The sequence below is a fragment of the Dissulfurimicrobium sp. genome (genome assembly GCF_049968175.1).
GTDB classification, from domain to species: domain Bacteria; phylum Desulfobacterota; class Dissulfuribacteria; order Dissulfuribacterales; family Sh68; genus Dissulfurimicrobium; species Dissulfurimicrobium hydrothermale.
Genome location: NZ_JBMFRG010000004.1, coordinates 1 through 5,486, shown reverse-complemented (window position 1 = coordinate 5,486; position 5,486 = coordinate 1). Strand labels below are relative to the sequence as shown.

9 protein-coding genes and 1 pseudogene are annotated in these 5,486 nt (G+C 54.2%); 5 read left to right on the top strand and 5 right to left on the bottom strand.

The features are described from left to right. The 5 genes from ACP5SG_RS00840 to ACP5SG_RS00820 all read left to right on the top strand — a co-directional run. Window positions 1–329: hypothetical protein (locus ACP5SG_RS00840; protein ID WP_428121096.1), on the top strand; the 329-nt coding region annotated here is incomplete at its 5' end. A gap of 85 nt (window positions 330–414) precedes the next feature. Further along, window positions 415–582, top strand: a complete 168-nt coding sequence (locus ACP5SG_RS00835) for a hypothetical protein (protein WP_237888638.1) — start codon at window positions 415–417, stop codon at window positions 580–582. A 15-nt stretch (window positions 583–597) separates the two neighbouring features. Continuing rightward, window positions 598–879 carry a nitrophenyl compound nitroreductase subunit ArsF family protein gene (locus ACP5SG_RS00830; protein WP_330873345.1) on the top strand — a complete coding sequence of 94 codons (282 nt, stop codon included), beginning with the start codon at window positions 598–600 and terminating at the stop codon, window positions 877–879. 12 nt (window positions 880–891) lie between these two features. Then, complete coding sequence (locus ACP5SG_RS00825) at window positions 892–1,602, top strand: aromatic aminobenezylarsenical efflux permease ArsG family transporter (RefSeq protein ID WP_424661755.1); 711 nt, start codon at window positions 892–894, stop codon at window positions 1,600–1,602. Window positions 1,603–1,770: 168 nt separating this feature from the next. Further along, window positions 1,771–2,091 (top strand): AF1514 family protein, encoded by a 321-nt coding sequence (locus ACP5SG_RS00820; protein WP_237888636.1) that lies wholly within the window; start codon window positions 1,771–1,773, stop codon window positions 2,089–2,091. A 158-nt stretch (window positions 2,092–2,249) separates the two neighbouring features. Here ACP5SG_RS00820 and ACP5SG_RS00815 read toward each other — a convergent pair whose 3' ends face one another. The 5 genes and pseudogenes from ACP5SG_RS00815 to ACP5SG_RS00795 all read right to left on the bottom strand — a co-directional run bounded on the left by ACP5SG_RS00815 (window position 2,250) and on the right by ACP5SG_RS00795 (window position 5,405). Beyond that, window positions 2,250–2,483 (bottom strand): carboxymuconolactone decarboxylase family protein, encoded by a 234-nt coding sequence (locus ACP5SG_RS00815; protein WP_424661756.1) that lies wholly within the window; start codon window positions 2,481–2,483, stop codon window positions 2,250–2,252. After that, window positions 2,459–2,656: a hypothetical protein gene (locus tag ACP5SG_RS00810; RefSeq protein ID WP_237888634.1), complete on the bottom strand. Its 198-nt coding sequence runs from the start codon at window positions 2,654–2,656 to the stop codon at window positions 2,459–2,461. The genes ACP5SG_RS00815 and ACP5SG_RS00810 overlap by 25 nt, the downstream gene beginning before the upstream one ends. 50 nt (window positions 2,657–2,706) lie before the next feature. Further along, window positions 2,707–3,926: pseudogene (locus tag ACP5SG_RS00805) on the bottom strand (glycine/sarcosine/betaine reductase selenoprotein B family protein). Window positions 3,927–4,050: 124 nt separating this feature from the next. Continuing rightward, entirely contained in the window at window positions 4,051–4,512 is a 462-nt protein-coding gene (locus tag ACP5SG_RS00800; protein WP_237888631.1) for a MarR family winged helix-turn-helix transcriptional regulator, read from the bottom strand. Between the two features lie 71 nt (window positions 4,513–4,583). Further along, a complete protein-coding gene (locus ACP5SG_RS00795; protein ID WP_428121083.1) occupies window positions 4,584–5,405 on the bottom strand; it encodes a nitroreductase family protein in 822 nt (273 codons plus the stop codon). Window positions 5,406–5,486 lie beyond the last annotated feature (81 nt).

The window sequence follows — 5,486 nt, the reverse complement described above, 5'->3', positions numbered from 1 at the left end:
GTTGCGCAAAACCTGCCGTGCTGATGACCTCAACCCATGAATTAGGGATGGCAAACGAGAGTCGGCTTACGGTGCTCGGTTCCCCTCAGCCAAGCAGGGACAAAGATACTCTTTGCAGAGGAGACCTCAGTAAGATCATGACCTCTGCTTCGCTTGATCCGGATCAGCAGCAGAAGCTTCATTCATTTATATGCGGAGGCAAGGACTCAGTCAGCGCGCTTAACCATTTCTATTACGGCCTTCCCGATAACCAGCGTCTGAAACTCAGGCAGGCCTTCGAACACTATGGATATGACATACAGAATTTCGGCTGTTCCTGTGGTTTTTGATATATTTTTGGCGCGCACAACGCACAAACACCTATAACCATGTCACATAGGTTGTAATGGCGCCTCTAAAATAAAAGGAGAAAATATGATCGAGAGAATTCGCTTCAAAGCAGCCCTTACTGTAATCACGGCGTTTTTTTTGACCGTGGCCTTTGTGTTGACGCCATGGGCGTCAAAGGCTGCATGGGCTGCGGATGCGCGCCCTGTCGCACCATCAGTCATCGCCTACTTTTTCCACGGCACGTACCAGTGAGTTACATGCAGAAAGATCGGCGATCTTTCAAAAGAAGTCATCACAAAGGATTTTGCTGATTACATCAAGGCAAAAAGGCTCAGTTTCGAGGTAGTTAACGTGCAAACCCCTGAGGGCGAGCACTTCATAAAGGATTTCGGGCTCTTCACCAGCTCCCTTGTGCTTGTGGAGCAGGAAAACGGGCGCTCGGTGCGCTACAAAAACCTCGCCAGGGTCTGGGAACTGGCAAGTGATGACACCGCACTTAAAAAATATGTGCATGATGAAACGGCCCAATTTCTGAAGGCTGCAAAATGAGGACAAGACCCCATGGATTTTAACAGCTCCTATCCGGCATTGACCGCCCTCTGGCTCGGCGTGCTCACATCCATCAGCCCATGCCCGCTTGCAAGCAACATAACCGCCCTCTTTTACATGGCTGGCGGCCCCGGTGGCGCAAGGCCAGGCAGGGTATTTTTTAAGGCGCTCTGTTACGCCGCCGGCAGGGCCGTGGCCTACACCCTCGTGGCATGGCTTCTGGCCTGGGGCGTCCTTTCAGTGCCGGCCGTTGCGAATTTTCTCCAGACCTATCTGAACCAGGTCCTTGGGCCGGTGTTATTGATAATTGGAGCGGTGCTGATGGGGTGGATCAGGTTTCCGGCCATAGGGCTTTCAAAGGGGGATAGGCTGAAGGGCCTCGCGGACAGGGCCGGGACCGGTATGGCCGGCGCTGGGTTCCTCGGCCTCCTCTTCGCCCTTTCCTTTTGTCCGGTTTCGGCGGCCCTGTTCTTCGGAAGCCTCCTTCCCATTGCAATAACAAAGCAAAGCCCGGTGATCATGCCAGTCTTTTACGGCCTTGGCACGGCCCTCCCTGTGGTGGTTATCGCCATCCTGCTCTCCCTGGGCATGGATGTGACAGGCAGGCTCTTTTCCACGGCCAGGGTGTTTGAGACCTGGATAAAAAGCCTTACGGCAGCGGTATTTTTTGCCGTGGGCGGCTATTATACATGGTCTTTTCTGCTCTCTCCCATATTCCATTGAGTCTTAATGACCTGATTCTCCTGACAAGGATAAAATATGATATATAATTTGAACAAGGGCTGGATGCAGACTTGCGCGCATAAACGGGTCCAATATCCGATGCTTTCGTAAAAAATCCGGAATGTGATGGCCAAACAGGGGCGAACCTTACCAGAAGGAGGATGAATTATGTCTGAGCAGAGTTGTTCAATAACCTCCCCCGACCTTTCGCAGATAGAGGTTGTAGTCCTGAAGCCGGAAAGCAGGGTCAGTGATTACCAGGAGGCCGTGACCCTTGCCAGGAGCCAGGCTGCGCAGCGGTTCGAGGAGTATATGCTCGTTTCCTGGTATGACAGGGATCGGGATTTCGAGTCACCGCCCAATACCACCGAGTGTCCGAAGGCCTGTCAAAAGAATGGCTATATCTTCTATGGCCTGAGCCATGGCGCAAAACTCAAGGTGGATATCGAGAACGGCCGCTTTGTCTTTTTCTTTGCCCCGGTGGAATAATAATCCCTGGTACAGTATACCTGATGCAGGGACGAAACCATTTCGTATAAGTCGAGTCATATCTGTATGGAGCGCGTCTGGATCAGGATGAACTCGGTCGTCGCTCCAGCATTCTACAGCGCCACAGACTCGAGCTGGGCACCTCTTTTAGCCTTTTTTCATGCCGGTTGTTGTTTTGCGGCCATGTCTGTTGTTACGTCACATGGCACCTCAAGCGAATCGGCGATACTCATAAAACTCTGGAACAGCTTCACCGCCATCATCGCCTCGCATATCTCCTTCTCGGTGGCTCCGGGACATAAGGCCATGGTCTGGTGCGCCAGATGGCAGTATTGGCATCCCTTCATTACCGAGACCACCATAGCGATTATCTCCTTTGTCTTGCGGTCCAAACTACCCTCCCCAGCATGATCCTCTTCACCCGAAACCAGTTCAACTCGGCCCACTCGGGATCCACCGCCGCCTGTGCTTTAAAGAAATTGGGTATCATGCCAAAATTTGCCTTCATATCGTCATAAACTCCGCCGCTTTCCCTGTAGCCTGTTCCTCGTGTAACAGCTTGCATCCCGTTGTGTCCTCCTTAGCAATGGAAATTTCCCCCTTGGCCTTCCGGATTCACGCCTGGTCCATTGGAACCAAGAATATCTCTCCTGTCATCCGCAACGCCTCATCCTCTTCCTCGGCACATCTTTCTTTGACCACTCTTAGAAGCCTTCCAGCCGCTGTCTTATTCCAAAACCATTGTTTGAACGCCGAAGCCCCGGACAATCCGATCGAGCCTGGCCGGGCCAGCACTGCCTCGTAGTAAAACGTCCTGAGGTCAGTTGCAGCAAGGCGAAGCGCGGTAGCCAGATCGAAGTTGTGCACTGGCACATCAATTGCCTCTCCCAAGGCAAGGCGGGAAAGCAGTTCCAAGGCGTCCTCCGGCCCGAAGTATCCGACCGTCGAACGCCCGCGCCTCTTAAGATTCAGGTCATACCACGGCCGCAGTTCCGCGACCTCGCGCCTGAAGGCGGATACGAGCGCCCTCTCACCCGTCTCGTTTCCCGGAGGCGGGGCGAAACTGGCGGGGCAGGCCAACCCATCCCCTTCATGTTCCGTTTCGGGTACATCTCCCGGCGCTTCTTAGGCGAATTCAAGGAGTATCGGTCCTTCCGAGGCCTCAAGGAGTCTGAGGACCGCAAGGAGCACCCTGCGCTGGAAGTCAGCGGCATCAGGGGCGCCCAATGGGCGGCCGAGTTCGAAGGGTACCCAGAGCGCCCTAGGTGGGCGTATGATTTCCGTATGTTCACGGATAAGGCTGATCTGTGTGGTGGGAATGCCTTCTGATTCGAGGTAATGCGCCAATGCGCCCACGGCGCGGGTGCAGAGCGGTCACACCGGCACCAAGAGGGCTGCGTCCACGCCGTCACCCTTTAGAATAGCGGCCATGTTGCGCGCTGACGGCTCCATTTCTGCTGGATTGGCCCCTCCCATAAATGAATAATGGTAATCGGCCACGCTTCCGATGACGCCATCAGCTGCTAGTTCATGGAGCCGATCCAAAGGAAACACTACATTCCAATCCCGCTGGAAGCCGGTGCGATCGAAATTGGTCGATATGTGGGTCATCACCAGATCCATGGCCTTCGTGTCCGCCGGGATTATACGGTACTCCCCGCTCATCCCCACGAAAGGACGGTCGTCACGACGATGCAGTCCGGCGGTGGATATTAAGGCACCCGCCGTTGCGATAGAGGCGACCCCTGCACCCATGGCTCGTCCTTAAATGAAGGACAGGGAAGGTCCGCTATGTGAGAGCGAAGAGGTTCTGGTATTTTTTCAAGTCTTGCCATTTAAACTCCTTTTCCGTTATGCATTGTCTTCCCGGGTCCTGCGTTCCGGCAAGGAAAGATATCCGGCTGCGCCCGATGCCCAATACCCTAATAAGTTGTATATGCAACTCTATGGACAAAAAAATTATTTATTTTGGATAGTTCCCATCGGCCAAAACCTTTCCGTCAGCTTCATCAACGCATTGGCTCCATCCCGGCCGAGACAGCTCAATGTATCATCCTGCGCCTTCGCCCAGGCAAGATACGCCTTCTCAAGGACGCTTTCGCCTTTGGGGGTGATTTTGACAACAGCAAACCCGCTCCCACCTTCTTTGATGGAGTCTATCCAATTATTTTTTTTCATGCGCTCGATATTCCTGCTCAGGGTTGATTTCTCCATATGCAGAATCCTGCATATGTCACCGTATCTAGCGCCGCCTGTAATAAGGATGATCGTCAGGATGCTAGCCTGATTGAGGCTTATGCCATACGGACGCATGGCCGTATCATATATATTTGTTATGATGCGATTTAGCAGTCTGACCCTGACGGCAATACAGTCTCTTGAGATCAGCTCCGCCTGCTTGCGAAGATTAGAGTTTTTCATGTATATGTCTCTATGTTGTATATACAACATATCTAAAATAACCCAGTTTGTCAAGGATGGCTTCCTAGCAATCACCACTTTACCACATTCACCAGGGCCGGGCCCCGCTGCACGGTCCGGTGGTATTCCACCGCCGGTTCGCCAAAGGCCATCGCATACCCCAGGGTGTGGTTTTCGGGAATGCCGAGCCTGCCGGCCACGTCGGGGCAGGCGGCAAGTGCCATCATGAAGATGCCGTCCCAGACAGTGCCGACCCCGTGGGCATGGGCGATCATCTGGAAAGTGGTCAAGGCGATAAGGGTATCCTGTACCGGACAGGGGGCGTCCGCCGGTGCGCTGGTGATGATAAGATGCGGCGCTCCCCGAAAAAGAATGTCCTTGCCCTCCTGCTGCCAGGCAATGACAGCTCGGCCGAGGTACTTGCCGGTCAGACCTTCCGGTAGTCTCCCTTCATCTTGAAGTTGCGCAAGGCGGCTAATCAGATGATCCCGTAGCCTGTTCATCACGGCCCGCTCCCTGACCACGGTGAAGAGCACCGACCTGGAGTTGACCCCGGTGGGCGCATGGCAGGAGATTTCAAGCAGCTCGTCGATCAGCTCCGGGGCCAGATCCCTGTCGCGATAGCGGCGCACCGACCTCCTCCCCTTGATCAGGGTCGCAAGGCCTGCCGGATCCGGCATGTTTCCCTTGAGCACGGTGCCCGCGTCAGGGTCCTTGCCGAGGATCGAAACGGCCGCGGTCGGGCAGACGGCAAGGCAGTGCTGACACTGGAAGCACCCCGCTTCATTGGTCATTTTAGGGTAGCCATCCATGACGATGACGCCCGCCGGGCAGTCAAGCGCACATTCGCCGCACTGGATGCAACGCTCCTCATCGATGTGAAACTCAATCATGGTATCCTCCTTCAGGATGCTCATCCGCATACCTTATACCTTATACCTTATACCTTTGCTCTTTCCCCTCCCTTCTTATCC

Excerpts from the sequence above, each read along its gene's own strand:
- ACP5SG_RS00795 (WP_428121083.1), bottom strand. The coding sequence starts at position 5,405 with ATGATTGAGTTTCACATCGATGAGGAGCGTTGCATCCAGTGCGGCGAA.
- ACP5SG_RS00820 (WP_237888636.1), top strand. The coding sequence starts at position 1,771 with ATGTCTGAGCAGAGTTGTTCAATAACCTCCCCCGACCTTTCGCAGATA.
- ACP5SG_RS00800 (WP_237888631.1), bottom strand. The coding sequence starts at position 4,512 with ATGAAAAACTCTAATCTTCGCAAGCAGGCGGAGCTGATCTCAAGAGAC.
- ACP5SG_RS00810 (WP_237888634.1), bottom strand. The coding sequence starts at position 2,656 with ATGCAAGCTGTTACACGAGGAACAGGCTACAGGGAAAGCGGCGGAGTT.
- ACP5SG_RS00835 (WP_237888638.1), top strand. The coding sequence starts at position 415 with ATGATCGAGAGAATTCGCTTCAAAGCAGCCCTTACTGTAATCACGGCG.
- ACP5SG_RS00825 (WP_424661755.1), top strand. The coding sequence starts at position 892 with ATGGATTTTAACAGCTCCTATCCGGCATTGACCGCCCTCTGGCTCGGC.